This window comes from Bacteroides sp. MSB163, from assembly GCF_036416795.1.
Taxonomy (GTDB): Bacteria; Bacteroidota; Bacteroidia; order Bacteroidales; family Bacteroidaceae; genus Bacteroides; species Bacteroides maternus.
The window spans coordinates 4560580-4585901 of sequence record NZ_CP143867.1 but is presented as its reverse complement, the minus strand read 5'-3'; the positions used below and the strand labels follow the sequence as shown (position 1 = coordinate 4585901).

19 protein-coding genes and 2 tRNA genes are annotated in these 25322 nt (G+C 43.0%); 14 read left to right on the top strand and 7 right to left on the bottom strand.

Annotation, left to right across the window (positions count from 1 at the left end; all coding sequences use genetic code 11):
* The first annotated feature begins 55 nt into the window (after positions 1-55).
* Together VYM24_RS17605 and VYM24_RS17600 are read left to right on the top strand one after the other, a co-directional pair.
* Positions 56-676, top strand: a complete 621-nt coding sequence (locus VYM24_RS17605) for an ABC transporter ATP-binding protein (protein ID WP_291551332.1) — start codon at positions 56-58, stop codon at positions 674-676.
* 16 nt (positions 677-692) lie between these two features.
* Entirely contained in the window at positions 693-1502 is an 810-nt protein-coding gene (locus VYM24_RS17600) for an ABC transporter permease (protein WP_291551274.1), read from the top strand.
* On the opposite strand, the gene VYM24_RS17595 is transcribed toward VYM24_RS17600, so the two are convergent.
* Entirely contained in the window at positions 1499-1906 is a 408-nt protein-coding gene (locus VYM24_RS17595) for a DUF4891 domain-containing protein (protein ID WP_291551272.1), read from the bottom strand. The genes VYM24_RS17600 and VYM24_RS17595 overlap by 4 nt on opposite strands.
* Positions 1907-2014: 108 nt before the next feature.
* Between VYM24_RS17595 and VYM24_RS17590 the strand changes: the two genes are divergently transcribed.
* The 5 genes from VYM24_RS17590 to VYM24_RS17570 all read left to right on the top strand — a co-directional run bounded on the left by VYM24_RS17590 (position 2015) and on the right by VYM24_RS17570 (position 10438).
* Positions 2015-3109 (top strand): Nif3-like dinuclear metal center hexameric protein, encoded by a 1095-nt coding sequence (locus VYM24_RS17590; protein ID WP_330940509.1) that lies wholly within the window; start codon positions 2015-2017, stop codon positions 3107-3109.
* A 5-nt stretch (positions 3110-3114) separates the two neighbouring features.
* Positions 3115-3933: a zinc ribbon domain-containing protein gene (locus VYM24_RS17585; protein WP_330940508.1), complete on the top strand. Its 819-nt coding sequence runs from the start codon at positions 3115-3117 to the stop codon at positions 3931-3933.
* 674 nt (positions 3934-4607) lie between these two features.
* Positions 4608-6080, top strand: a complete 1473-nt coding sequence (locus tag VYM24_RS17580; protein ID WP_330940507.1) for a TolC family protein — start codon at positions 4608-4610, stop codon at positions 6078-6080.
* A gap of 27 nt (positions 6081-6107) precedes the next feature.
* Entirely contained in the window at positions 6108-7226 is a 1119-nt protein-coding gene (locus tag VYM24_RS17575) for an efflux RND transporter periplasmic adaptor subunit (protein ID WP_291551253.1), read from the top strand.
* A 29-nt stretch (positions 7227-7255) separates the two neighbouring features.
* Positions 7256-10438 carry an efflux RND transporter permease subunit gene (locus tag VYM24_RS17570; RefSeq protein ID WP_330940506.1) on the top strand — a complete coding sequence of 1061 codons (3183 nt, stop codon included), beginning with the start codon at positions 7256-7258 and terminating at the stop codon, positions 10436-10438.
* Between the two features lie 116 nt (positions 10439-10554).
* Here the strand turns inward: VYM24_RS17570 and VYM24_RS17565 are convergent, their stop codons facing one another.
* Positions 10555-11004 (bottom strand): type I restriction enzyme HsdR N-terminal domain-containing protein, encoded by a 450-nt coding sequence (locus VYM24_RS17565; protein ID WP_007218551.1) that lies wholly within the window; start codon positions 11002-11004, stop codon positions 10555-10557.
* 114 nt (positions 11005-11118) lie between these two features.
* Between VYM24_RS17565 and VYM24_RS17560 the strand changes: the two genes are divergently transcribed.
* The 5 genes from VYM24_RS17560 (at position 11119) to VYM24_RS17540 (ending at position 16472) form a co-directional block, all read left to right on the top strand.
* Positions 11119-11895 (top strand): AMP nucleosidase, encoded by a 777-nt coding sequence (locus tag VYM24_RS17560; protein WP_115503377.1) that lies wholly within the window; start codon positions 11119-11121, stop codon positions 11893-11895.
* A gap of 8 nt (positions 11896-11903) precedes the next feature.
* Entirely contained in the window at positions 11904-12923 is a 1020-nt protein-coding gene (gene holA, locus VYM24_RS17555) for a DNA polymerase III subunit delta (RefSeq protein WP_291551248.1), read from the top strand.
* Positions 12924-14175: 1252 nt separating this feature from the next.
* On the top strand, positions 14176-14646 hold the full coding sequence (locus tag VYM24_RS17550) for a helix-turn-helix domain-containing protein (protein ID WP_330940505.1): 471 nt from the start codon (positions 14176-14178) through the stop codon (positions 14644-14646).
* 150 nt (positions 14647-14796) lie between these two features.
* Positions 14797-15573: a dihydroorotate dehydrogenase electron transfer subunit gene (locus tag VYM24_RS17545; protein ID WP_291551243.1), complete on the top strand. Its 777-nt coding sequence runs from the start codon at positions 14797-14799 to the stop codon at positions 15571-15573.
* Complete coding sequence (locus VYM24_RS17540; RefSeq protein ID WP_330940504.1) at positions 15561-16472, top strand: dihydroorotate dehydrogenase; 912 nt, start codon at positions 15561-15563, stop codon at positions 16470-16472. The genes VYM24_RS17545 and VYM24_RS17540 overlap by 13 nt, the downstream gene beginning before the upstream one ends.
* A gap of 89 nt (positions 16473-16561) precedes the next feature.
* Here the strand turns inward: VYM24_RS17540 and trmD are convergent, their stop codons facing one another.
* Positions 16562-17242, bottom strand: a complete 681-nt coding sequence (gene trmD, locus VYM24_RS17535; RefSeq protein WP_291551241.1) for a tRNA (guanosine(37)-N1)-methyltransferase TrmD — start codon at positions 17240-17242, stop codon at positions 16562-16564.
* Between the two features lie 79 nt (positions 17243-17321).
* Between trmD and ligA the strand changes: the two genes are divergently transcribed.
* Complete coding sequence (gene ligA, locus VYM24_RS17530) at positions 17322-19319, top strand: NAD-dependent DNA ligase LigA (RefSeq protein ID WP_330940503.1); 1998 nt, start codon at positions 17322-17324, stop codon at positions 19317-19319.
* A gap of 104 nt (positions 19320-19423) precedes the next feature.
* Positions 19424-20317, top strand: coding sequence for a 4-hydroxy-tetrahydrodipicolinate synthase (dapA, locus tag VYM24_RS17525; protein ID WP_291551239.1), 894 nt, complete (start codon positions 19424-19426; stop codon positions 20315-20317).
* A gap of 200 nt (positions 20318-20517) precedes the next feature.
* On the opposite strand, the gene VYM24_RS17520 is transcribed toward dapA, so the two are convergent.
* From VYM24_RS17520 to htpG, 4 genes are all read right to left on the bottom strand, one after another.
* A tRNA-Arg gene (locus tag VYM24_RS17520) sits at positions 20518-20591 on the bottom strand.
* A gap of 17 nt (positions 20592-20608) precedes the next feature.
* A tRNA-Arg gene (locus VYM24_RS17515) sits at positions 20609-20682 on the bottom strand.
* 75 nt (positions 20683-20757) lie between these two features.
* The gene (locus tag VYM24_RS17510) at positions 20758-23049 is read right to left on the bottom strand and encodes a patatin-like phospholipase family protein (protein ID WP_330940502.1); all 2292 of its coding nucleotides are present in this window, start codon (positions 23047-23049) and stop codon (positions 20758-20760) included.
* Positions 23050-23236: 187 nt separating this feature from the next.
* Entirely contained in the window at positions 23237-25282 is a 2046-nt protein-coding gene (gene htpG / locus VYM24_RS17505) for a molecular chaperone HtpG (RefSeq protein WP_022393886.1), read from the bottom strand.
* Between the last annotated feature and the right edge of the window lie 40 nt (positions 25283-25322).

Here is a 25322-nt window from a genome sequence, read left to right as displayed (position 1 = left end):
CCACCGTTTTCTCAGAATTCCTTTCTATATTTGCTTTCAAATGGAGACCAAGATTATACTTCAGATAGACAACGCATGCATCGCTTTCGGAGCAGATACACTTTTTTCCGGTTTTTGCTTACAACTGCACGAAGGGGAAATCGCCTGTATTTCCGGACAATCGGGGCGGGGAAAAACCTCCTTGCTGAATGCAGTTTTAGGATTTGTACCTCTCAAAGCAGGGAGCATCACCCTCAACGGCATTTTACTGGAAAAAGGAACTATCGACCAAATTCGCAGGCAAGTGGCATGGATACCGCAAGAACTGGCACTTCCATCGGAATGGGTGAAGGAAATGGTGCAACTCCCTTTCAATCTGAAAGCTAACCGGAATACCCCCTTTTCACTGGACAAACTATTTGCCTGCTTCGATGAATTGGGGCTGGAAGAGGAATTGTACGATAAACGTGTAAATGAAATCTCCGGAGGACAACGGCAACGTATCATGATTGCCGTAGCCACCCTGATGCAAAAGCCGCTACTGATTGTGGATGAACCGACTTCCGCACTAGATTCGGACTCTACGGATAAAGTACTTGCTTTCTTCCGGAAACGGATGAGGGAGGGAAGTGCCATCCTCGCCGTCTCTCACGACCAGGGATTTGCGCAAGGATGCAACCAGATGATAACATTGTAACTAAGAGATTAACAAAGTGGGAACTATCGACATATCATATACCAGTTTAGCCATCGGATTGTTGCTGTTGCTCATTCCGCTGTTCTATTTGTGGAAGTTCAGGACAGGGTTATTATGGGTTACCGTGATTGGTATCGCACGGATGATTGTACAACTTTTCTTTATCGGTATCTACCTGAAATACTTGTTTCTGTGGAATAACCCGTGGATCAACTTCCTGTGGGTGATTATTATGATATTCGTCGCCGCACAAACCGCTTTGGCACGCACCCAGTTGAAACGGAAAATACTGTTTATTCCTATCTCCATCGGCTTTTTATGCAGCGTTGTCTGCATCGGCATGTACTTCATTGCGATTGTATTACGGCTGGAAAATGTGTTCAGTGCCCAGTATTTTATTCCGATATTCGGTATCCTGATGGGAAACATGCTATCCAGCAATGTTGTTGCGCTGAATGCCTATTACAGCGGATTGAAACGGGAACAGCAATTGTATCGCTATCTGCTTGGCAATGGTGCCACAAAGGCAGAAGCACAGGCGCCTTTTATCAAACAGGCTATCATAAAATCTTTTAGTCCGTTAATTGCCAATATTGCCGTTATGGGTCTGGTGGCACTGCCCGGCACAATGATCGGACAAATCCTGGGAGGTAGTAGTCCGAATGTTGCCATCAAATATCAGATGATGATTATGGTGATAACCTTCACGGCATCCATGCTTTCACTGATGATTACCATCTCGCTGGCATCGCGTAAGTCGTTCGATGCTAACGGAAAATTGCTGGAAGTTATGGTAGAGAAGAAGGAAAAGAATAAAAAACGTTAATCTTTCATTTTGGACGGAGTGTAACGAAGCTGTACATACTGTATACCCGGCTTAATGTAAGCACTATCCATCAGTACTTTCTTTACTTTAAACGTCTCAAGACACCAGTTGATATGCCTTTCTACAGATTTTGTCTGTGACTTCACATAAGAAAGCACCTCAACACTTCCTACCGTATCTATTTCAACTTGCGCCTTTAAGGTACGTATGGGAACCGGTTTTCCAGACATATAACTGGGTAGCTTCTTATTCTTATCTATCCAGAAAATAGCCGTAGCCTTCGGCGTAGTATCCACAAATTCCTCTTGTGCATCCTCTTCGTCGCCATCCTGGGCTTTGGGTGAGGGTTGGCACGAGAAAAGAATGCATAATAAAACGAAAAACGGAAAAAGTAATGCTTTCATGGTATAGAGTTTTACAATTATCCGAACAAATATATAAAAAAAGAGTAAAACGAACAGCTATTCAGTGCATTTTTACTATATTTGCACCGAAATTTTCTATTCGCATACATGAGAATTAAGGAGATAGTAAGCGCCCTTGAACGGTTCGCGCCTCTGCCATTGCAAGACGGATTTGATAATGCCGGCCTGCAAATCGGATTGACAGAAGCGGAAGCAACAGGGGCTTTGTTGTGTCTTGACGTCACTGAAGCCGTGCTGGACGAGGCGATTACGTTAGGGTACAATCTTGTCATATCCCATCATCCGCTGATATTCAAAGGGTATAAATCCATTACGGGCAGGGACTATGTAGAGCGTTGTATCATGAAAGCAATCAAGAATGATATCGTAATCTACTCATCACATACCAACCTGGACAATGCTCCGGGAGGTGTGAACTTCAAGATTGCCGAGAAAATAGGATTGAGTAATGTACGTGTGCTGGAAGCCAAAGAGAATGCTTTGGTAAAATTGGTGACTTTTGTACCCACAGCACAGGCGGAAGATGTTCGTAAGGCTTTGTTTGCAGCCGGATGCGGTTGTATAGGAAACTACGACGCATGCAGCTACAATGTAGAAGGAGAGGGAACTTTCCGCGCCCAGGAGGGTAGCCACCCGTTCTGTGGAAGCATCGGAGAGTTGCATACGGAAAAGGAAGTGCGGATAGAAACCGTATTACCTGCCTACAAGAAATCGGAAGTCATCAAAGCTCTACTGAGCGTCCATCCGTATGAGGAACCTGCATTCGACCTATTTCCTTTGCAGAATAGCTGGACACAGGCTGGGGCAGGAGTTATCGGAGAACTGGAAACACCGGAAACGGAGTTGGAGTTCCTGAAACGCATCAAGAAGACCTTTGAAGTAGGCTGCCTGAAGCATAATAAGCTGACCGGACGTGAAATACAGACCGTGGCGCTGTGTGGAGGAGCCGGAGCATTCCTGATGCCGCTTGCCATACGCAACGGTGCAGACGTGTTCATCACCGGAGAAATCAAGTATCACGATTACTTCGGACACGATACGGATATTCTGTTGGCAGAGATAGGACATTACGAAAGCGAACAATATACAAAAGAAATATTCTATACAATAATCCGGGAGTTGTTTCCTAACCTTGCGCTGCAACAGTGCAAAGTGAATACCAACCCCATAAAATATTTATAAGTAAAATGGCTAAAGAAGCAAAAAAAGATCCTCAGGAATTGACCGTGGAGCAGAAGTTGAAAGCCCTGTTCCAGTTGCAGACTATGTTGTCTAAGATTGATGAAATCAAGACTTTAAGAGGTGAACTTCCGCTGGAAGTACAGGACTTGGAAGATGAAATCGCCGGTCTGAGCACTCGTATCGACAGAATTAAGGCAGAAGTAGCCGAACTGAAATCCGCCATCGCTACCAAGAGAGTGGAGATTGAAACTTCAAAAGCTTCTATCGCAAAATACAAGGAACAACAAGAGAATGTACGCAACAACCATGAGTACGACTTCCTGAGCAAAGAAATCGAATTCCAGACTCTGGAAATGGAGCTTTGCGATAAGAGAATCAAAGAGTTCGCTGCACAGGAACAGGAGAAATCTGCTGAAGCTGCAAAGAGCACAGAAGCGTTGGATGAAAGACAGAAAGACCTGGACGTTAAGAAGAACGAACTGGATGAAATCATCGCTGAAACTAAGCAAGAAGAAGAAAAGCTGAGAGACAAAGCCAAAGAACTTGAAACTAAGATCGAACCGCGCTTGCTCCAATCTTTCAAGCGTATCCGTAAGAACTCTCGCAACGGATTGGGTATCGTATATGTACAACGTGATGCTTGTGGTGGTTGTTTCAACAAAATCCCGCCCCAGAGACAACTGGATATCCGTTCTCGTAAGAAAATCATCGTTTGCGAGTATTGCGGACGTATCATGATTGACCCGGAATTGGCTGGTGTAACCCTCGAACACAAGGAAGAGGTAAAGGAAAAGACAACGAGAAGAAGAAAGACTGCGGAATAATCCATAAGTTACTCAAAAAGAAATGTCTGCCCCTGCAAGTTTTTATTTGCAGGGGCTTTTTATGTTTTCAATATACAAATAAATGATAATTTATTTTCCAATTTATTATTAGCCTATTACTAAATTATTTTTCTCCTATTGGTAAAAAAGAACTTTGCTGTGTCTACTATATCAGCATGACTTCGGAAGAAGTGACTACTGGATCAGTACAATATTCTAAAGAACCGTCTACTGATATCGTTTATAAACAGAAAAAGCGTCTAGCTAAATTAGGAAAAGACACACTATACAAGTACACAATCGTTTCCTTTCATGAAAATTCTGTTTACCCCAAATGGTAACTTTGTTAACCCCGCACGGTAACTCCATTTACATGCCGAGGTAAAGGTCGTTACAATAGGAGGTAAAAGTCGTTACAATAGGCGGTAAAGGTCGTTACATCCTGAAGTAAATGCTTTTACACTCTGTAGTAAATACCCGGTAAATACAATCTATTGATTACCAATAATCTATCAAAAGTCTATCAGCAATCTTTAATTCATTTCTTCAATTATAGATCACTCACACCAACCCACATTCATCTGCCAGAATCCCATTATACCTCCCTAATCTTCTCTAAACAAATAGAGTTCCAAGTTGTTATGAAGCCTGTATCACAAAAACAACCTAAACCTATGAAGATTAAAGCTTGGGGCAGCGTGCTGCTCTTATCGTGCCTATGTTCCGCCGTCACGGCACAGAATGGCAACCATTATTTGGAAAAACCGTTGCCCCGAGGCTGGGGGAATACGGTGGCTCCGAACTCTAAAACGGTCCCTACTTCCGCAGGAACCGCTAATTCTAGCATGGCATCCGCGAATGACAACTTATTCGGCGGACAAATATTACCGGTAGACGACCAGTGGTGGAAAGCATTCAACGACCCGATGCTGGACTCGCTAATCAGCGTGGCATCCGGCGAAAACTATTCCGTACTTGCAGCTATAGACCGCATGGAACAGGCACGTGCTAGCCTGCGGATGGAGCGCAGTAATTTTTTCCCTTCTATTACTTTAAATGGCGGATGGCTCCGCCAGCAAAGCAGTGGCAACACTACCGAATTGCCCCAATCCATCACGCATTATTATGATGCGTCACTCAATGCCAGTTGGGAACTGGATATATTCGGAAGCATCCGGCAACGGGTGAAGGCACAACGGGAATCATTCCAAGCCAGCCGTGAAGAGTACATCTCCGTACAGATATCCCTATGCGCACAAGTCGCTTCGGCCTACATCAACTTGCGGGAGCTACAACAAGAACTGCAGGTGGTAATGCATAACTGCCGGACGCAGGAGGAAGTGCTCAACATCACCGAAGTACGCTACAACACGGGACTTGTATCGAAACTGGATGTAGCACAGGCTAAATCAGTGTATTTCAGCACTAAAGCATCTGTTCCGCAACTGGAATCCGGAATCAGCCAATACATCAACTCGCTGGCTATTCTGCTGGGAACTTATCCGCAGGAAATACGCCCCATATTGGAAAGAATCGGGAAATTGCCCGACTACATGGAACCTGTTGGAGTAGGATTACCCGCCGATTTATTGCTCCGTCGTCCCGATGTGCGCCAGGCCGAAAGACTGGTTAATGCACAAGCCGCACTATTGGGAGCCAGCAAAAGCGACTGGCTGCCACAAGTATTCCTGAAAGGATCTGTAGGATATGCCGCCCGGGATCTGAAAGACCTGACCCAACGGAAAAGCATGACATTTGAAATAGCCCCGACCCTCAGTTGGACACTGTTCAGCGGAACAAAGCTGGTGAATGCTACCAAACAGGCACGTGCACAACTGGATGAAGCGGTGCATAACTTCAACGAAACCGTGCTTACCGCTGTACAGGAAACGGACAATGCGATGAATAATTACCGGAATTCCATCAAGCAGATTGTCGCCCTCCGGGAAGTACGAAATCAGGGAGAAGAGACGCTGAAACTCTCTCTAGAGCTTTATAAACAGGGGCTTAGTCCTTTCCAGAATGTACTGGATGCACTCCGTTCGCTACTGACGTACGAAAACCAGTTGACGCAGGCGGAGGGTAGTTCACTGCTGTATCTGGTGTCATTGTACCAGGCACTGGGGGGAGGATATAAAGAGAACTGAGTAATAATTCCTAAACCATAACCATATATGAAAAATGAAATGTACATCATCCTCACGCTGATTCCACTGCTGGCGGGATGTGGGGACAAAAAAAAAGCAGCGCGCGAAGCGATGCCCGTTCCGGAGATAAGCGTAGCCAGCCCGGTGGTGAAAGACATCACACTGACTAAAGAGTATCCGGGTTATCTGAGTTCGGAAAAGACCGTTGACCTGGTGGCACGGGTGAACGGGACCTTGCAAACCATCGCCTATGCTCCGGGAAGCAGAGTCCGGAAAGGGCAGGTGTTGTTCGTCATCGAACCCACTATTTACCAGGACAATGTAGAACAGGCGGAAGCGGAACTGAACACCGCCCGAGCCAATCTGGAATATGCCCGGAACAACTATGCCCGTATGCTGGAAGCTGTGAAAAGCGATGCTGTAAGCCAGATACAGGTGTTACAGTCGAAATCGAATGTTGCCACTTCGCAAGCGGCAGTCAGCAATGCCGAAGCTGCGCTGAATACAGCACGCACGAACCTGGGTTACTGCACAGTCCGGGCGCCGTTTGACGGAACTGTCAGCCGGAATCAAGTCGATGTGGGCAGTTATGTAGGAGGAAGTCTGCAGCCAGTTACCCTTGCCACGATCTATAAAGATGACCTGTTATATACATACTTCAATATCACTGATAACCAGTGGCTTGCCATGTTGATGCAACAAGGAACCGCACAACAGAAAGATACACTACCCCGGCAAATCACTGTTAACTTAGGGGAAGACGGCATACAACCGTATCCTGCCACACTCGATTACTTCGCACCAAATGTAGACCTAAGCACCGGAACTCTGAATCTGCGTGCCCGCCTGGACAACCCGAAAGGTTTACTGAAAAGCGGACTTTATGTCAGCATCACCTTGCCATACGGCAAAGAATCGCAGGCAATACTGATACCGGACGCGTCCATCGGGACCGATCAATTGGGAAAATATGTATATGTAGTGAACGATTCCGATATGGTGCGATATCGCCACATCGAGGTAGGACAGTTGATAGACGACAGTCTGCGGCAAATAACCGGCGGACTCTCGCCACAGGAACGCTACGTCACCCGGGCACTGATGAAAGTGCGGGAAGGGATGAAAGTAAAGCCCATCAGCAAATAACCAATCGTAAATAACTAAATACTAAGCTCATGTTCTCAAAATTCTTCATAAACCGTCCTATATTTGCTACCGTGCTTGCACTGCTGATCGTGGTGGCGGGACTGGTCACACTGGGCATACTCCCCATTGCGCAGTATCCGGACATTACGCCGCCTACCGTCCAGGTCAGCGCCGTCTACCCGGGTGCCAACGCACAGACAGTGGCCCAAACCGTGGGTATACCCATCGAGCAGCAAGTAAACGGAGTGGACGGCATGCTTTATATGTCCTCCAATTCCTCCTCATCGGGTGCCTATTCGCTCACTATTACTTTTGCCGTCGGAACAGATATCGACATGGCAACCGTACAAGTCCAAAACCGTGTCAGCGTGGCACAGGCTTCATTGCCAACCCCGGTAGTGATACAGGGAGTAACCGTTCAAAAGCAGTCGTCGAACATCGTGATGTTCCTCACCATGACTTCCGAAAACAAGGAGTATGACGGGCTATACCTCAGCAATTACGCCACCCTGAACCTTACCGACCAATTGACGCGCGTACCGGGCGTAGGCGCTGTCAATGTAATGGGAGCGGGAGACTACTCCATGCGTATCTGGCTGGACCCGGCAGCACTGCGTATCCGTAATCTTTCGGCAGCCGATGTCTACCAAGCCATTCAATCACAAAATGTAGAAGTCAGTGCCGGAACCGTGGGACAACCCCTGCCGGGAAATCCGGCTCCAGGTAACACCAACATTGGCAATATCTCTTCCGGCAACGATGCCCCTGCCTATCAATACAGTCTGACGGTGAAAGGGCGACTTTCGTCTCCCGAAGAGTTCGGCAATATCATCTTGCGAACAGAAGCGGGCGGGAGAGTGCTTCGCCTCCGTGATGTGGCTCACATCGACCTTGGCTCCGCATCCTACAGCGTCGTATCCCGGCTGAACGGCCAACCTACCGCCGCCATCGCCATCTATCAGCAACCGGGTTCCAATTCGCTGGATGTATCCAAAGGTGTGAAAGAGAAGATGCAGGAACTGTCAGAATCGTTCCCCAGCGGTATCCATTATAGCGTAACCTTGGATACGACGGACGTCATCCACGCTTCAGTAGACGAAGTGCTGGTAACTTTCCTGGAAACAACCCTGCTTGTAGTACTCGTTATCTTCCTTTTCCTGCAGAACTGGCGGGCGGTTATCATCCCGTGTATCACCATTCCCGTATCACTCATCGGTACTCTGGCAGTGATGGCGCTCTTCGGATTCTCCATCAATACACTGACACTGTTCGGATTGATACTTGCCGTGGCCATTGTGGTGGATGACGCCATTGTGGTGGTGGAAAACTCCACGCGTTTGCTTGATACGGGGCAGTACAGTGCCCGGCAGGCGGTCATTCAGGCGATGGGAGAGATCACCGGTCCGATTGTGGGCGTAGTGCTGGTGTTGCTTGCCGTATTTATTCCTACAATGCTCGTCAGCGGTATCTCCGGACAGCTTTATAAGCAGTTTGCGCTGACTATTGCTGCCAGCACCGTGCTAAGTGGTTTCAACTCGCTGACACTGACTCCGGCATTGTGCGCCTTGATATTACAACCCACGAAGCCTGCGCAGTCGCCACTTTTCCGGGGCTTCAACTTCGTGTACGACAAGACACAAGGGATATATGATAAAACCGTGGGCTGGCTGCTCCGGCGTCCTGCTGCTGCACTGTTGTCTTATGCCGGGTTTACGGCACTCGCTGTGATCCTGTTTATAAAGTGGCCCAGCACCTTTATTCCCGAAGAAGATGACGGGTATTTTCTTGCTGTGGTGCAATTGCCGCCCGCTTCAAGTCTGGAACGCACAGAAGCTGTCGGACGTGAGATCAATGAAATCCTCAACAGCTATCCCGAAGTGAAAAATTATATCGGCATATCCGGCTTCTCTGTCATGGGAGGCGGGGAACAGAGTAATTCCGGCACCTATTTCGTTATCTTGAAGAACTGGGACGAGCGTAAAGGAAGGGAACATACGGCCCAGTCTGTAGTAAATCGTTTCAATGCGCAGGCTTATGGAATTCAGGAAGCAGAAGTTTTTGCCATGGTACCCCCTGCCATTCCCGGACTCGGTGCTACGGGCGGTCTACAGCTACAAGTAGAGGATCGTAACAACCTCGGTGCCACAGAAATGCAACATGCCGTAGAGACGCTGATGGCAACCTATCACACCAAACCTGCATTAGCATCCGTCAGCAGTCAGTACCAGGCTAATGTACCCCAGTATTTCCTGAACATCGACCGGGATAAAGTACAATTGATGGGTATTCCGCTGAATAGTGTCTTTACTTCCTTAGGTTACTACATGGGAGCTGCTTATGTGAACGATTTCGTTGAGTTCGGCCGCATCTATCAGGTAAAGCTCGGTGCACGGGACCGTGCCCAACGAATCATTGACGATGTACTGAAGTTGAGTGTACAGAATGCATCGGGAGAGATGGTACCGTTTTCAGCCTTTATGCGGGTAGAGGAACAGTTGGGAATGGACCAGATCAACCGTTACAATATGTATTCCACTGCCTCCGTCACTTGCAACGTAGCCTCGGGAAGCAGTTCCGGAGAGGCGATACAGCAAATGGAGGCACTCTTTAAGGAGCAACTGGGTGATGAATTTGGTTATGAATGGACGTCAGTAGCCTATCAGGAGACACAGGCAGGAACAACGACAACCGTTGTGTTTGTAATGGCGTTACTTGTTGCCTTCCTGGTACTTGCAGCACAGTACGAGAGTTGGACGAGCCCGGTAGCTGCGGTCATCGGGCTTCCGGTAGCATTGTTGGGAGCGATGATTGGCTGTCTCATCATGGGAACACCTGTCAGCATCTATACACAAATCGGTATTATCCTGCTTGTGGCACTGTCGGCAAAGAATGGTATTCTGATTGTAGAATTCGCCCGCGATTTCCGTGCACAAGGCAACTCCATTCGTGATGCGGCGTTCCAGGCAGGGCATATCCGCTTGCGGCCTATCCTGATGACATCCCTGGCATTTGTATTCGGTGTGATGCCATTGCTGTTTGCTACGGGTGCAGGAGCGGAAAGCCGTATTGCACTAGGAGCTGCCGTCGTGTTTGGTATGGCATTGAATACATTGCTTGCCACAGTCTATATCCCTAATTTCTATGAGTTGATGCAGAAGATACAGGAAAAATTGGGAAAGAAGCAGATAGAAGAAAAGACTGAGAAGGTTTAGACCCTGATTGGGTTCATTGATTTAGATCAGATCCTGATTAGTCTCATTGAAAAGGGCTACACCTAGTTGTGGTCGGAAAATCGGCCACGACTAGGTGTAGCCCTTTTTAGTGGATACTATAACGTCTGATAATCAGGAATATCCGGAAGAAAAGTATAGCTATTCCGCTCATAATCCATCCGGCAGCAATAGTGTTGCATTCCATTACTCACCACAAGGTAATCTACTTTCAGCACCATATTGTAACGCGTAATCTGGTCGAACACCGCTTGCGTAATCTCTATGTCCGGCGCTTTATACTCCACAATCATCCGTGCCGTGAGGTCACGACGGTAAAGCACTGTGTCACAACGCTTCTTCGTTCCGTTGAGCTGTACCTGTACCTCGTTCGCCATCAATGTCTGCGGATATCCTTTATGGTTCAGCAGAAAATGTACGAAATGCTGGCGTACCCATTCTTCGGGCGTCAGTGCTACATATCGGCGTCGTATCACGTCGAAAATAGCAGGTTTCCCTTCACGGTTCACGACTTTAGCATCAAATACAGGTAAGTTTAACGATAACATATTGATATGTGATAAGTGATTAACAAATTTCCGAATTCTACTTTTTTATTGTACTTTTGTGAGTTAAATAATCGCTCCCTGAAAGTATTTAGGGAACAAATTTAATGAAATCTTATGAAAACAAAGCAAGAAATCGTAGCTAACTGGCTACCTCGTTACACAAAACGTAAGCTTGAGGACTTTGGAGAGTATATTCTGTTGACCAACTTCAACAAGTATGTAGATATTTTTGCGGAGAAGTTCAACGTGCCCGTTCTTGGTAAGGACGCTAATATGACGTCTGCTTCAGCAGAAGGCATAACCATCATCAACTTTGGTATGGGAAGCCCTAACGCTGCAATTATCATGGATTTACTAAGCGCTATACAGCCCAAAGCCTGCCTGTTCCTGGGCAAGTGCGGTGGTATTGATAAGAAAAACAGAATAGGGGATCTTATCCTTCCTATCGCCGCCATCCGTGGCGAAGGAACTTCTAATGACTACTTCCCGCCCGAAGTACCGGCACTGCCGGCATTTATGTTGCAACGTGCCGTTTCTTCATCCATCCGTGACCATGCCCGCGACTATTGGACAGGTACCGTATACACTACCAACCGCCGTATTTGGGAGCATGACGAGGAATTCAAGGAATATCTGAAGAAAACCCGTGCCATGGCCGTTGATATGGAAACAGCAACTCTGTTCAGTTGCGGTTTCGCCAATCACATCCCAACCGGAGCCATCTTACTGGTTTCTGACCAGCCTATGATTCCTGAAGGAGTAAAAACTGATAAAAGCGATAATCTGGTTACCCAAAATTACGTAACCGAGCACGTTGAAATCGGCATCGCATCCCTGCGTATGATTATCGACGAGAAGAAAACCGTAAAACATCTGAAATTCGACTGGTAAAAACGAATATGGCAAAACAGGAAATCACGTGTGATGACATCTTAAAGGAACTGAGAACGAAACAATACCGTCCCGTCTATTATCTCATGGGCGAGGAACCCTATTACATTGACCTCATTGCCGACTACATAACAGACAATATTCTGACCGAAACGGAAAAGGAGTTCAATCTGACTGTTGTCTACGGGGCAGATGTGGATATAGCTACCGTTATTAATGCCGCCAAGCGTTATCCGATGATGTCCGAGCATCAGGTTGTGGTGGTAAAGGAAGCGCAGAATATCCGTAATATGGAGGAACTTTCTTATTACCTACAAAAACCACTGCTTTCCACCATATTAGTAATATGCCATAAACATGGCGTATTGGACCGAAGAAAGAAGCTGGCTGCCGAAATCGAAAAGACTGGTGTCCTGTTTGAATCTAAAAAAGTAAAGGATGCGCAATTGCCTGCATTCATCACTTCTTATATGAAACGCAAAGGTATCGACGTGGAACCTAAAGCCACTGCCATGCTGGCCGATTTCGTTGGTACTGATCTCAGTCGCCTCACAGGAGAGTTGGAAAAACTGATCATTACACTTCCAAAAGGTCATACACGCGTTACCCCCGAACAGATAGAAAAGAACATTGGTATCAGTAAGGATTATAACAACTTTGAATTACGCAGTGCCCTTGTTGAAAAGGATGTCCTAAAAGCTAATAAGATAATAAAATATTTTGAAGAAAATCCGAAAACAAACCCAATTCAAATGACTTTATCTTTACTTTTTGGATTCTTTTCTAACTTAATGTTGGCCTATTATGCCCCTGAAAAATCGGAGCAAGGCATAGCCAACATGTTGGGACTACGTACCCCCTGGCAGGCCAAAGACTATCTCGCAGCTATGCGCCGATATAATGGAGTAAAGACCATGCAAATTATCGGAGAAATACGGTATGCGGATGCAAAATCTAAAGGAGTGGGAAATCCATCCTTAAGTGACGGAGATATTCTTCGCGAACTAGTCTTCAAGATTCTGCATTAACAGCTTTTTTCTTCTATGCACTCTTCATTAAACGAGAACTTTAGCTTTTCCTTCACCCCCTTCCACCATTCCCAAATATACTGTTCATAGGCAATAGAGTGTGGAAGGGTATCTGAAATACATACAACGTATTCGCAGAAATAAATGGTCTATATACAGCGAACAGACCATTTATCTGATATAAGCATATAGTCTGTTTAATGTAAATAGACCATATGTTTTTATATAATATAATCTCCTGTCCCGAGTAAAGCAGGCATATTTTTATAGGAAAACAATATACTTTTTCTAAGAAAAAGAAAAATTATATTTAGAAAGTAGTCAGCATATCAATGGAAATAGATCGCTCATTTCTTATTTTAGAAGAGATTATACTTGTTAACTATATCAGCAGTAATAGAGAAGAAAATGCTATTTTCATTATCATTATGTCATTTCTCACTTAAAAAGGGGCTATTTTTCTAGAATGAAAGAATTTTAGAACTAAAAAATAGGGCATAATGCACTGTATTGCAATTAAATACACACAAAATAAGCTTCTGAGAATTAAGAAATCCCAAGTTCACGATCATTTATACAGAAATAAAGCAAGGATTTACAATTACGAAGACTTTAGAACATATCAATTGAACTCTCCTTATTTTAGTGTAACAAATTCTTTCTGTAATATCGAATCTATCATCAAGAATAAATACAATTAGAAAAGGAAATAGTTGTTATTTCAACTATGGAATATTAAAAATGTAATATCACTATATTTACAATTGAATATATAACAATTGTACATATAACAAACGTGATTAAAAAGTATAATACACAATTGTAATAAGACTCTTTTTAATAAAGTAATTATAGAATAACAACGGTGATGGGATAGGGGGTTAACGAGGAATAAAAAAATAGTTAAATAACTAATAATCAGTATATATATAACACTTATATAATCTAATAGTTCATAAACAGAGAAATCAATGAGAAAACAATTGTAATATGGAATATACTACAGATTAAATTTTAGTTTATACATATAATATCCAATGATATACGCGGTTTTATTAAAGTAGAAATATGAGTCTAAAATCTAGGTAATATATATCATCACATTTGTATAAATAACATTTGAAATAATAAACATACAATTGTAATTTCTAAGAAATTACATTTTTAATTTGCTTTTGTAATTTCATTTTTTTACTTTTGTAATCCAAAAGAGAAACAATACAATTGTAAATATCACTATATCGCAACAGTTATGAGCATAAAAGATAGGTTCAAAATGATTATGGATCGGGAAAAATTAACTGCGGGGGCATTTGCCGAAAGTATCGGCGTAGCTCAGGCTACTATCTCGCATATTCTAGGTTCGCGTAACAAATATCCAAGCATGGAAGTAATTCTTCGTCTGCAACAAAAATATAGTGATATTAATCTGAACTGGCTACTTACCGGAGAAGGCGAAATGAGTAAAATGTCCTTTGACTCCGATTCTTCTATTGAGGGTGGATTTGACTATCCATTATTCGCTGAGAATTCCGTAAATCCGTCCAAAGAGACAGGCCCGGCCGAAAATCGCAAGGAAATCGCATTAGAAACGCCTATAAACACCACTAAAGATATTGTAAAACAGGAGATTATCTATAAAGAAAGGCCTACCAGAAAAATCACTGAAATAAGAATTTTCTTCGACGATAATACGTACGAGACGTTTAAACCCGAAAAGTAAGACTCATAAACGACTATTTGCACAATTTCCTGTATCTTTGGATAAGATAAGCATCTCAGCAGAACTTTTTCATGCAAGCATGAAAGTTCTGCATTCGATTTGCATTATCTTTGTGCCCTGAAGATAAAATTCACCTCTTTATATAGGATAATGAAAAAATACATTTTAGATTTGACAGTGACTGAGAACGTCCGACTGCACGCTAATTATGTGCTATTGAAACTGACGTCTCCGTCTCCGCTTCCGGATATGCTTCCGGGACAATTTGCGGAAATACGTGTGGACGGATCTCCAACTACTTTCTTGCGCCGCCCCATTTCCATTAATTATGTAGATAGACAACGCAATGAAGTATGGTTTCTGATCCAACTGATCGGAGACGGAACTAGGCAATTAGGCGAAGCAAAAGCCGGCGATACGGTCAACGTAGTACTTCCTTTGGGAAATGGCTTCACAATGCCTGAAAAGGCTTCTGATAAGCTTCTGTTAGTAGGTGGAGGTGTTGGTACAGCTCCCATGCTTTATCTGGGCGAGCAATTAGCTAAAAACGGCAGTAAACCGACGTTCCTTCTGGGAGCAAGGAGTGATAAGGACTTGCTGCAACTGGAGCAGTTTGCAGCTTATGGTGACGTATATACGACTACCGAGGACGGCAGTCATGGCGAAAAGGGATATGTGACACAACATTCCATATTGAATAAGGTGCAATTCGAGCAGATTTACACTTGTGGTCCTAAGCCTATGATGATGGCGGTGGCTAAATATGCCAAAAGTAAAGATATTGCTTGTGAAGTATCATTGGAAAATACAATGGCGTGTGGTATAGGCGCTTGCCTCTGTTGCGTAGAAAATACAACGGAAGGGCATTTATGTGTATGTAAAGAAGGTCCGATTTTTAATATAAACAAACTATTATGGCAGATTTAAGTGTAAACATTGGAGAATTAATAATGAACAATCCGGTGATGACGGCTTCCGGTACATTTGGGTATGGTGAAGAGTTTGCCGATTTCATTGATATTACGCGAATAGGTGGTATAATTGTAAAGGGTACGACTCTTCACAAACGTGAAGGTAACCCATATCCGCGTATGGCGGAAACTCCATCAGGTATGTTAAACGCTGTGGGACTGCAAAATAAGGGAGTAAATTACTTTGTTGAACAGATATATCCGCGTATTAAGGACATTGAAACTAATATGATTGTAAATGTTTCGGGTTCTGCCATAGAAGATTATGTAAAAACAGCGGAAGCCATTAACGAACTTGACAAAATTCCTGCCATTGAATTGAACATCTCTTGTCCCAATGTAAAGCAAGGTGGAATGGCTTTTGGTGTCACTACAAAAGGAGCCGAAGAAGTGGTAAAAGCTGTGCGCGCAGCTTACAAAAAGACACTTATCGTAAAGCTGTCTCCTAACGTGACAAGCATCGCTGAAATAGCCCGTGCAGTAGAAAATGGCGGCGCAGACAGCGTTTCATTAATTAATACACTGCTTGGAATGGCTATAGACGCAGAACGCAGGCGTCCTATACTCTCCACTGTAACAGGTGGTATGTCCGGTGCAGCAGTAAAACCAATCGCACTCCGCATGGTATGGCAAGTTGCCCAGGCGGTAAAAATACCTGTCATCGGTTTAGGAGGTATCATGAACTGGAAAGACGCAGTGGAATTTATGCTTGCCGGAGCTTCAGCCATCCAAATCGGTACGGCAAATTTCATTGATCCGACAGTTACAATTAAAGTAGCGGAAGGTATAAACGACTATCTCGATAGGCATGGATATAAGTCCGCAAAAGAAATTATCGGTGCGCTTGAGGTATAACTAATAACAAGTGAATATCATTCGCACCCGTTTTACATAAAAAAGGACATTCGTTATGAATGTCCTTTTTCTATTTTTATACAACTGTTTCAATCCTCTCCCAGCAAATCCGGGCGGAGTCTGCGCGTCCGTTCCAAAGACTGTTGCAACTCCCATTCCTTAATCTTAGCCTCATGCCCGGATAATAAAATTTCCGGAACTTTCCAACCATTATAATCGGCAGGTCTTGTATAGACCGGAGCAGCCAAAAGATTATCCTGGAATGAGTCGGACAAGGCTGATTGCTCATCGGAAATAACACCGGGGATGATGCGGACAATAGCATCAGCCATCACTGCCGCTGCCAGTTCTCCACCCGTCAGTACATAGTCCCCAATACTGATTTCTTTAGTGATCAGATGCTCGCGAATGCGATAATCGATACCTTTAAAATGCCCGCAAAGGATAATAAGGTTCTGGGTAAGTGAAAGTGTATTGGCCATTGGCTGATTGAACTGCTCCCCATCAGGAGTCGTAAAAATGACTTCATCATACTCCCGTTCTGCCTTCAAGGCATTGATACAGCGCTCTATAGGCTCTATTTTCATCACCATTCCGGCAAAACCGCCAAAAGGATAATCATCCACCCGTCGATATTTATCTTCAGTATAATCACGTAAATTATGAATATGTATTTCTGCAAGCCCTTTATTCTGAGCACGTTTCATTATGGAGCAATTGAAAAAGCCTTCAATCATCTCCGGTAGAACTGTTATTATATCAATGCGCATATTAATTTTAATTTTCTGCAAAAGTACAAATATTAGAGGAGAAACCTGTATTTTTGCGTTCAAACAATCTGAAATAGCTATGACTGCAAAAGAAAAGATAGATCAGCTCCGTGCCGAACTACATCGGCACAACTACAATTATTACGTGTTGAATGCTCCAGAAATCTCCGACAAAGAGTTCGACGACATGATGCGAGAATTGCAGGATATGGAGCGAGAGCACCCTGAATATCAGGACAAAACTTCGCCAACTATGCGCGTAGGAAGCGATTTGAATAAGAATTTCACGCAAGTGACACACAAATATCCAATGCTTTCATTGGGTAATACCTATTCTGAAGGTGAAGTATCTGATTTTTATGATCGCACTCAAAAAGCCCTGAACGAAGATTTTGAAATTTGTGCCGAACTTAAATATGACGGTACTTCCATCTCACTGACATACGAAAACGGTAAATTAATACGTGCCGTAACCCGTGGCGACGGTGAAAAAGGCGATGATGTAACGGATAATGTGAAGACAATCCGTACTATCCCCCTTGTTTTGCATGGTGATTATCCCAAATTATTTGAGATCAGAGGGGAAATACTAATGCCGTGGGAAGTCTTTGAGGAACTAAACCGCGAAAAAGAGGCACGCGAAGAATCTCTTTTCGCTAATCCGCGTAATGCCGCATCAGGCACTCTGAAATTACAAAACTCTGCTATAGTTGCTTCCCGCAAACTCGATGCCTACCTTTATTATTTATTAGGTGAAGAACTTCCTTGCGACGGACATTATGAAAACCTGCAGAAAGCTGCACAATGGGGATTCAAAATCTCCGACCATATGAAGAAGTGTCACAGCCTGCAAGAAGTGTTTGATTACATCCATTATTGGGATACGGAACGGAAAAATTTACCTGTAGCCACGGATGGCATTGTTTTGAAAGTTAATAGCCTGAAACAGCAGAAAAACCTCGGTTTCACCGCAAAATCTCCTCGTTGGGCCATCGCATACAAGTTCCAGGCAGAGCGTGCATTGACCCGCTTAAACAAGGTGACTTACCAAGTGGGAAGAACCGGAGCAGTAACCCCTGTTGCCAACCTGGATCCGGTACAATTATCGGGTACAATCGTAAAACGCGCCTCTCTGCATAATGCGGATATCATTGAAGGGCTCGACTTGCATGTCGGCGATATGGTTTATATAGAAAAAGGTGGCGAAATCATACCCAAAATTACCGGAGTAGACAAAGATGCCCGGAGTATGATGGTAGGTGAAAAAGTGAAGTTCATCACTCATTGCCCTGAATGTGGCAGCAAATTAATCCGTTACGAGGGAGAAGCTGCGCATTATTGCCCCAACGAAACAGCTTGTCCGCCTCAGATAAAAGGAAAGATCGAGCATTTCATCAGCCGGAAGGCTATGAACATTGACGGATTAGGCCCGGAAACTGTGGATATGTTCTACCGGTTAGGGCTTATTAAGGATACAGCAGATCTGTACAAGTTGACTGTAGATGATATCAAGAATCTGGAGCGTATGGGAGATAAGTCGGCGGAAAATATCGTCAAGGGTATTGCCCAAAGTAAGGAAGTGCCTTTTGAGCGAGCGTTGTTCGCCTTGGGTATCCGCTTTGTTGGTGAAACTGTAGCAAAAAAAATAGCTAAGTCCTTCTCTGACATAGAAGAACTGGAAAATGCAGATCTTGAAAGATTGATAAATATCGATGAAATCGGTGAGAAAATAGCGCAAAGCATCATTTCCTACTTCGCTAATTCCCTGAATAGAGAATTAATAGAGCGACTGAAAGTTGCCGGATTACAGTTTAACCGGAAGGAAGAAGATCTGAGCGGCTATACTGATAAGCTTGCTGGACAGTCTATTGTAATCAGCGGTGTGTTCACCCATCACTCCAGAGACGAATATAAAGATTTGATAGAGAAGAATGGAGGAAAAAATGTAGGTAGCATTTCTGCCAAGACCAGTTTTATCTTAGCAGGAGAAAATATGGGACCCGCCAAATTGGAAAAAGCGCAAAAGCTGGGTGTGCAGATAATGAGCGAAGATGAGTTTTTAGCGCTCATTTCGTAACATTTTTCCAGTGAAATCTTTTTTATAGCTTATATTTGCTGTAGAAATCGAAAATATTCGTACTTTTGCGAGTCATTTAATTAGAGATTACTTAAATTTCACTCATGATACAGACTAAATTGAAAGGAATGGGGGTAGCGCTGATTACTCCTTTTAAAGAGGATGAAAGCGTTGATTACGATGCATTGATACGTTTGGTGGACTATCAACTTCAAAACAATACTGATTTTTTGTGTGTGCTGGGTACCACGGCAGAAACTCCGACACTGACGGAAGAAGAAAAAAAGAAAATCAAGAAAATGGTCATCGAACGCGTAAATGGTCGGATACCTATCCTGCTCGGTGTTGGTGGAAATAATACGCGTGCCATTGTGGATACGCTTCAAAACGACGATTTTACCGGAGTAGATGCCATTTTGTCTGTTGTTCCCTATTATAATAAACCCTCTCAAGAAGGTATTTATCAACATTATAAAGCAATTGCAGAGGCTACAGAGCTCCCAATTGTACTCTATAATGTCCCCGGTCGTACCGGTGTAAATATGAAAGCAGAAACTACGCTGCGCATTGCCCATGACTTCAAAAATGTTATTGCTGTCAAGGAAGCTTCCGGTGACATTACTCAAATGGATGATATCATCAAGAATAAACCGGCCAATTTTGACGTTATTTCGGGAGATGATGGCATTACCTTCCCTTTGATTACTTTGGGAGCTGTTGGAATTATATCAGTCATCGGAAATGCATTTCCACGCGAATTTAGCCGCATGGTAAGACTGGCATTGCAAGGAGATTATGCAAATGCATTGACTATCCACCATAAATTTGCCGAGTTATTCAAGCTTCTTTTTGTGGATGGCAATCCGGCAGGCGTAAAAGCAATGTTGAACGTTATGGGAATGATTGAGAATAAACTCCGCCTTCCGCTTGTGCCTACTAGGATTACTACTTTTGAAGCCATGCGGAAGATTTTGGATGAGTTAAACATTAAGTGCTAAGAAAAAAAAGAAGATACTTCTTTGTAAAACATCCCCTGAGATAGATTTCATCTCAGGGGATGTTTTTTCGTCTCAGAAAAGAAATTAATGCTTATATCTGCATAAGCACGCGGTTATTTCGGACTGACCTGATATAGCTGTTACCTTACGGTGGTATATCATAAAAAAACCTCTGCAAAGTAATTTGCAGAGGTTTTTCGTGATCGCGACAGGATTCAAACCTGTAACCGGCTGATCCGTAGTCAGCTACTCTATTCAGTTGAGCTACGCGACCTTGCTGTTAAAAATATGTGACCGCGACAGGATTCAAACCTGTAACCGGCTGATCCGTAGTCAGCTACTCTATTCAGTTGAGCTACGCGGCCTTTTTGTTTAACGGGTGCAAAGATACGGACTTTTTCCGAAACTGCAAATATTCTACAAACTTTTTTTGAAGAAAATTATTCGATGAAACGGTAATTAAACAGTTGCCAGCCGATACTCAGCCCCACATTCCACTCCCTTCTCGGTGAGCTATAATGATTTACATAAGCAGAGATCGCTCCAAAAGGTAATTGGCAAATAACAGAAACTTCTCCCATATATTCTACCTTTGAGAAAGCTTTTCCATAAAATGCTTTGTTTTGCGTATTCTTCTCGATAGGAAAAATAGGCATAAATCCATAAAATTCTCCTCTTAGATGAAACATATCATTGAAAATAAACATAGGCTTGATACCGGCAGCCAAAAACTGATTGGCACGAAAAGCCTCATTATACATCAGCTTACTATGCGGAGTCGGCGAAAACTCTGCAGCCTGCATCATCGTCGCTGTAAAATTCTCCGAGAAGTTCCTCGATGAATACAGCGCTTCCGCCATCCACCCCAAAACAAATTTAGGCGCCATACTATGATATGCTTCTTTCATATAAGAAATCTGTAACCATGATTGACGTTCCTGTGTAACAGGCTGTTCTACCGGATTTCCAGACTTATATCTTTCTTTTCCCGTAAAAATCTGAGCTATTAATTTCTCGTTATACCCTTTTGTAGCGTATTGACGAGAATTCAGTGTACTTCCATAAAAACTAATAGAACCACCTATAAGCCTGTATAAACTCCTGTCCGAACGGTCTTCTTCAAAGTTTATCACACTGGACTGAAAATAGTTATCTTGCAATTTTCCAATGCCAAAGCCAAATTCAGCCCGTTTATTCGCTAAGAATGGTAGAGCGATAATCAACTTCAAAAATCGTTCATCCTTTGAATTAAAGGAAGGCTTATCGTTTTTAGAGAACAGTTTCTCTTTCTTGTAATAATCAAAAGTACTAATAGATGCAATAAGCCGATATGAAGTAGGAATATGAGTAGGCAAATCTATACGCGCCATCAGTTGGGCATTATTATAAACTTTACCCAATTGACCATCAAACGTAAACTCTTTGGCATAATAATTTAAGTTTTGATAGCCCAGTCCCAGATATATCTGATTGGAACTCGTCGTAGACACACTACCACCCAAGCGGACAGAGAAATTATCCTCCATCTTTACTTTCAGATGCAAATCGTACATATCGGTTTCCTCATTAAATACCGCCTTCGGAATAATTTCCGATATCATGTTGTCCGCAAGTAAACGGAAATATCCACGCTTCAGATCTTCGTAGGTAAATGGTTCATCTTCTTCATCATGAAATTCCTTCTGAATATAAGCCTGTTGCTGGGGGTTAGCTCCATCAATATAAATTTTCTGGAAATAGAGCTGCGGCAGATTACTGCGATAAACCAGACGGCGTAAACGCACATTATCTGCATTCACTCTACGATGAATACGCCCCTTTATAGAATCCATCAAGCTAAGAGTGCGATTGTAACCTATATCATGGAGTTCCTGAAGACGGTCGAAATCAAGTAAGTTCACATCATCATACTTGAATGTCATGAGGATGCCGATAGAATCCGGAATAGAATAGTCCGTCTTCTGCATCACCATGTTCTCAATCTGACTCATAAGGTCATTTTCTTTAGGCTTGGATGGATTGGCGGCCACCACACTACCAATAATAATATCCGGATGAAAATCATCCCGCATTACATCCGTTGGAAAGTTATTATAAATACCACCATCATAAGCCAACACGCTATCTATCTCAATAGGCTTAAAAACAAATGGGAAACTCATAGAAGCACGGACAGCATCTCCCAAGTCACCTTTCCCTAACACTATCTGCCGTTTATTGTATACATCAGAAGCAATACAGCGGAAAGGAACAAACAACCTATCAAAATCACCGTCACAAGCAGCCGTAGCACGGGCAAACAGCTCCACAAATACCAAATTCATCTGGATGGGGTTAACCATACTGGTTGGCAATTGCGGTTTGACATTCAAGGAGTCCTTAAAATCAAAGCGGATATTAAAAAATTCCGGCGTAGGGATACTTTTCTTAAAATAATAGGCGTATTTAGGCTCTACTTTTCCAGAATACCAGCGTTTAAAGTCTTCTGAACGCAGCAAAGTCTCCATATCATCGGGAGAGTATCCCATGGCATACAACGAACCGATAATGGCTCCCATAGATGTACCGGTAATATAATCGATAGGGATATTGTTTTCTTCCAAAGCCCGAATGATGCCGATATGCGTCATACCTTTCGCACCACCGCCACTCAATACAAGTCCAACTTTTTGGGCATGCAACATGGGCAGCAACAAGAAACAAAACGATAAAAGCAAAAGAATTCTTTTCATACTTCAAAGTTCCGAGCTGAAAAATATATTATTATCAAAGTTCAAATATATGCAATTGTTTCGAAATTGGACGTATCCAACGCTAAAAAACAAGCGTTCCCACACAAAATATACGAAAAAAGGAGCATTACAACTCTTATAAAAGTTGCAATGCTCCCGGCATATAGATTGTGAATAAAGGGCGTATTTAGATTAGCTCGATGCTTCTCTTCACAAAGTTATTCAAGGCTTCACCTTTCAGCATGCCATTTTGCAGCAATGCCAGGTCAATCAATTGGCGGACAACTTTATTTTTAGCTGCATATCCGGCAAATACTTCGTCTTTCTTTGTTTTCAATTCTTCCCACTTCTGATCCAATCCGTTCACTTCGTCCTTTTCAGCAGTAGAAATTTCTTCGTCTTTCTTACCTTTTTGTTTATCTTTCAGCTCATTACGACGTTTGTCTACGTCATTCATTTCTTGCTGAATAGGAGCTACAACAGAGTCGCATTCTTTTTCTTCGTCTGCAAGAACTTCTTTCACCAATTTATGATCTGAATTCAACACCAGGTTGAACATATCGGGCATTTCTCCATAGAAACTCATACCCGCCTGAATATTAGCCATTTCTTTCATACGGCGCATATATTCACTTTGGGTAATCATCACAGGAGAAGAGTTTTCACCCAAAGCCTGCGCAGTGATATTAAACTCAACCTTTTCCAGCTTAGGCAACTGGCTCTTGAACACAGCAGAAAGAGCTTCTTGTTTGCCTGCTTCCAGGGTTTCACCTTTCTTATCTTCTTTGATAATCAGATTATCGATAACATCACTATCTACACGGGTAAAGCGAGATTTCTCAAACTTTTGCTCCAACATGCTTACTACAGCAATGTCCAGTTGACCATCCATCAGCAACACATTGTATCCCTTATTTTTAGCAGCCTCGATATAGCTGAATTGCTCATCTTTATGATTAGCATACAAATAGATCAAATTGCCATCTTTATCAGTCTGATTATCTTTGATCAGCTTCTGATACTCTTCAAATGTATAGCATTTACCATCCGTATCGGTGAAAAGGGCAAAATCTTTTGCTCTGTCATAGAAGTCTTCCTGAGTAAGCATTCCGTAATTGATGAAAATCTTCAGGTCATTCCACTTTTCCTCGAACTGTTTGCGATCATTTTTAAAGATAGATTGCAGACGATCAGATACTTTCTTCGTGATATATGTCGAAATCTTCTTCACGTTAGAGTCGCTCTGCAGATAAGAACGGGATACATTCAACGGAATATCCGGAGAATCGAGCACACCATGCAACAGTGTCAGAAAGTCAGGTACGATACCTTCTACTGAATCCGTAACGTATACCTGGTTGCTATAAAGCTGTATCTTATTCTTATTCAATTCGATATTGCTCTTTACTTTCGGGAAGTAGAGGATACCTGTCAGATGGAACGGATAATCTACGTTCAGATGTATCCAGAACAAAGGTTCATCAGACATCGGATACAGGTCACGATAGAACTTCTTATAATCTTCATCCTTCAGTTCGCTGGGCTTCAATGTCCACAACGGATTGCTATCATTGATGATGTTATCTTCGTCTGTTTCAACCTGTTTCCCATCTTTCCAGTCTTTCTTTTTGCCAAAAGCAATAGGTATGGGAAGGAAACTACAATATTTCTTCAACAAAGAAGAAATGCGGGCTTCTTCTAGGAATTCCTTACTTTCATCGTCAATGTAAAGTACTATATCTGTACCACGGTCAGCTTTATCAATGTTCTCAATGGTGAATTCCGGACTACCATCGCAACTCCATTTCACTGCTTGAGCACCTTCTTTATGAGATTTCGTGATAATTTCCACTTTCTTAGCCACCATGAAAGCTGAATAAAAGCCCAAACCGAAGTGGCCAATAATCGCATTAGCATCATTCTTATACTTCTCCAGGAAATCGTTGGCACCTGAAAAGGCAATCTGATTGATATATTTGTCGATTTCTTCGGCAGTCAAACCAATACCACGATCTGAAACAGTAATTGTATCTTTTCCTAAAGACACATGTACGGTCAAATCGCCAACCTCACCTTTAAACTCGCCAATAGAGGCTAAGGTTTTCAACTTCTGCGTAGCATCTACAGCATTAGAAACCAATTCACGGAGAAAAATTTCATGATCGCTATACAAGAACTTTTTGATAACGGGGAAAATGTTTTCGGTAGTTACCCCAATATTTCCTTTTTGCATACTACTTATGATTTATATTTTTAAGTTTATATATTTAATC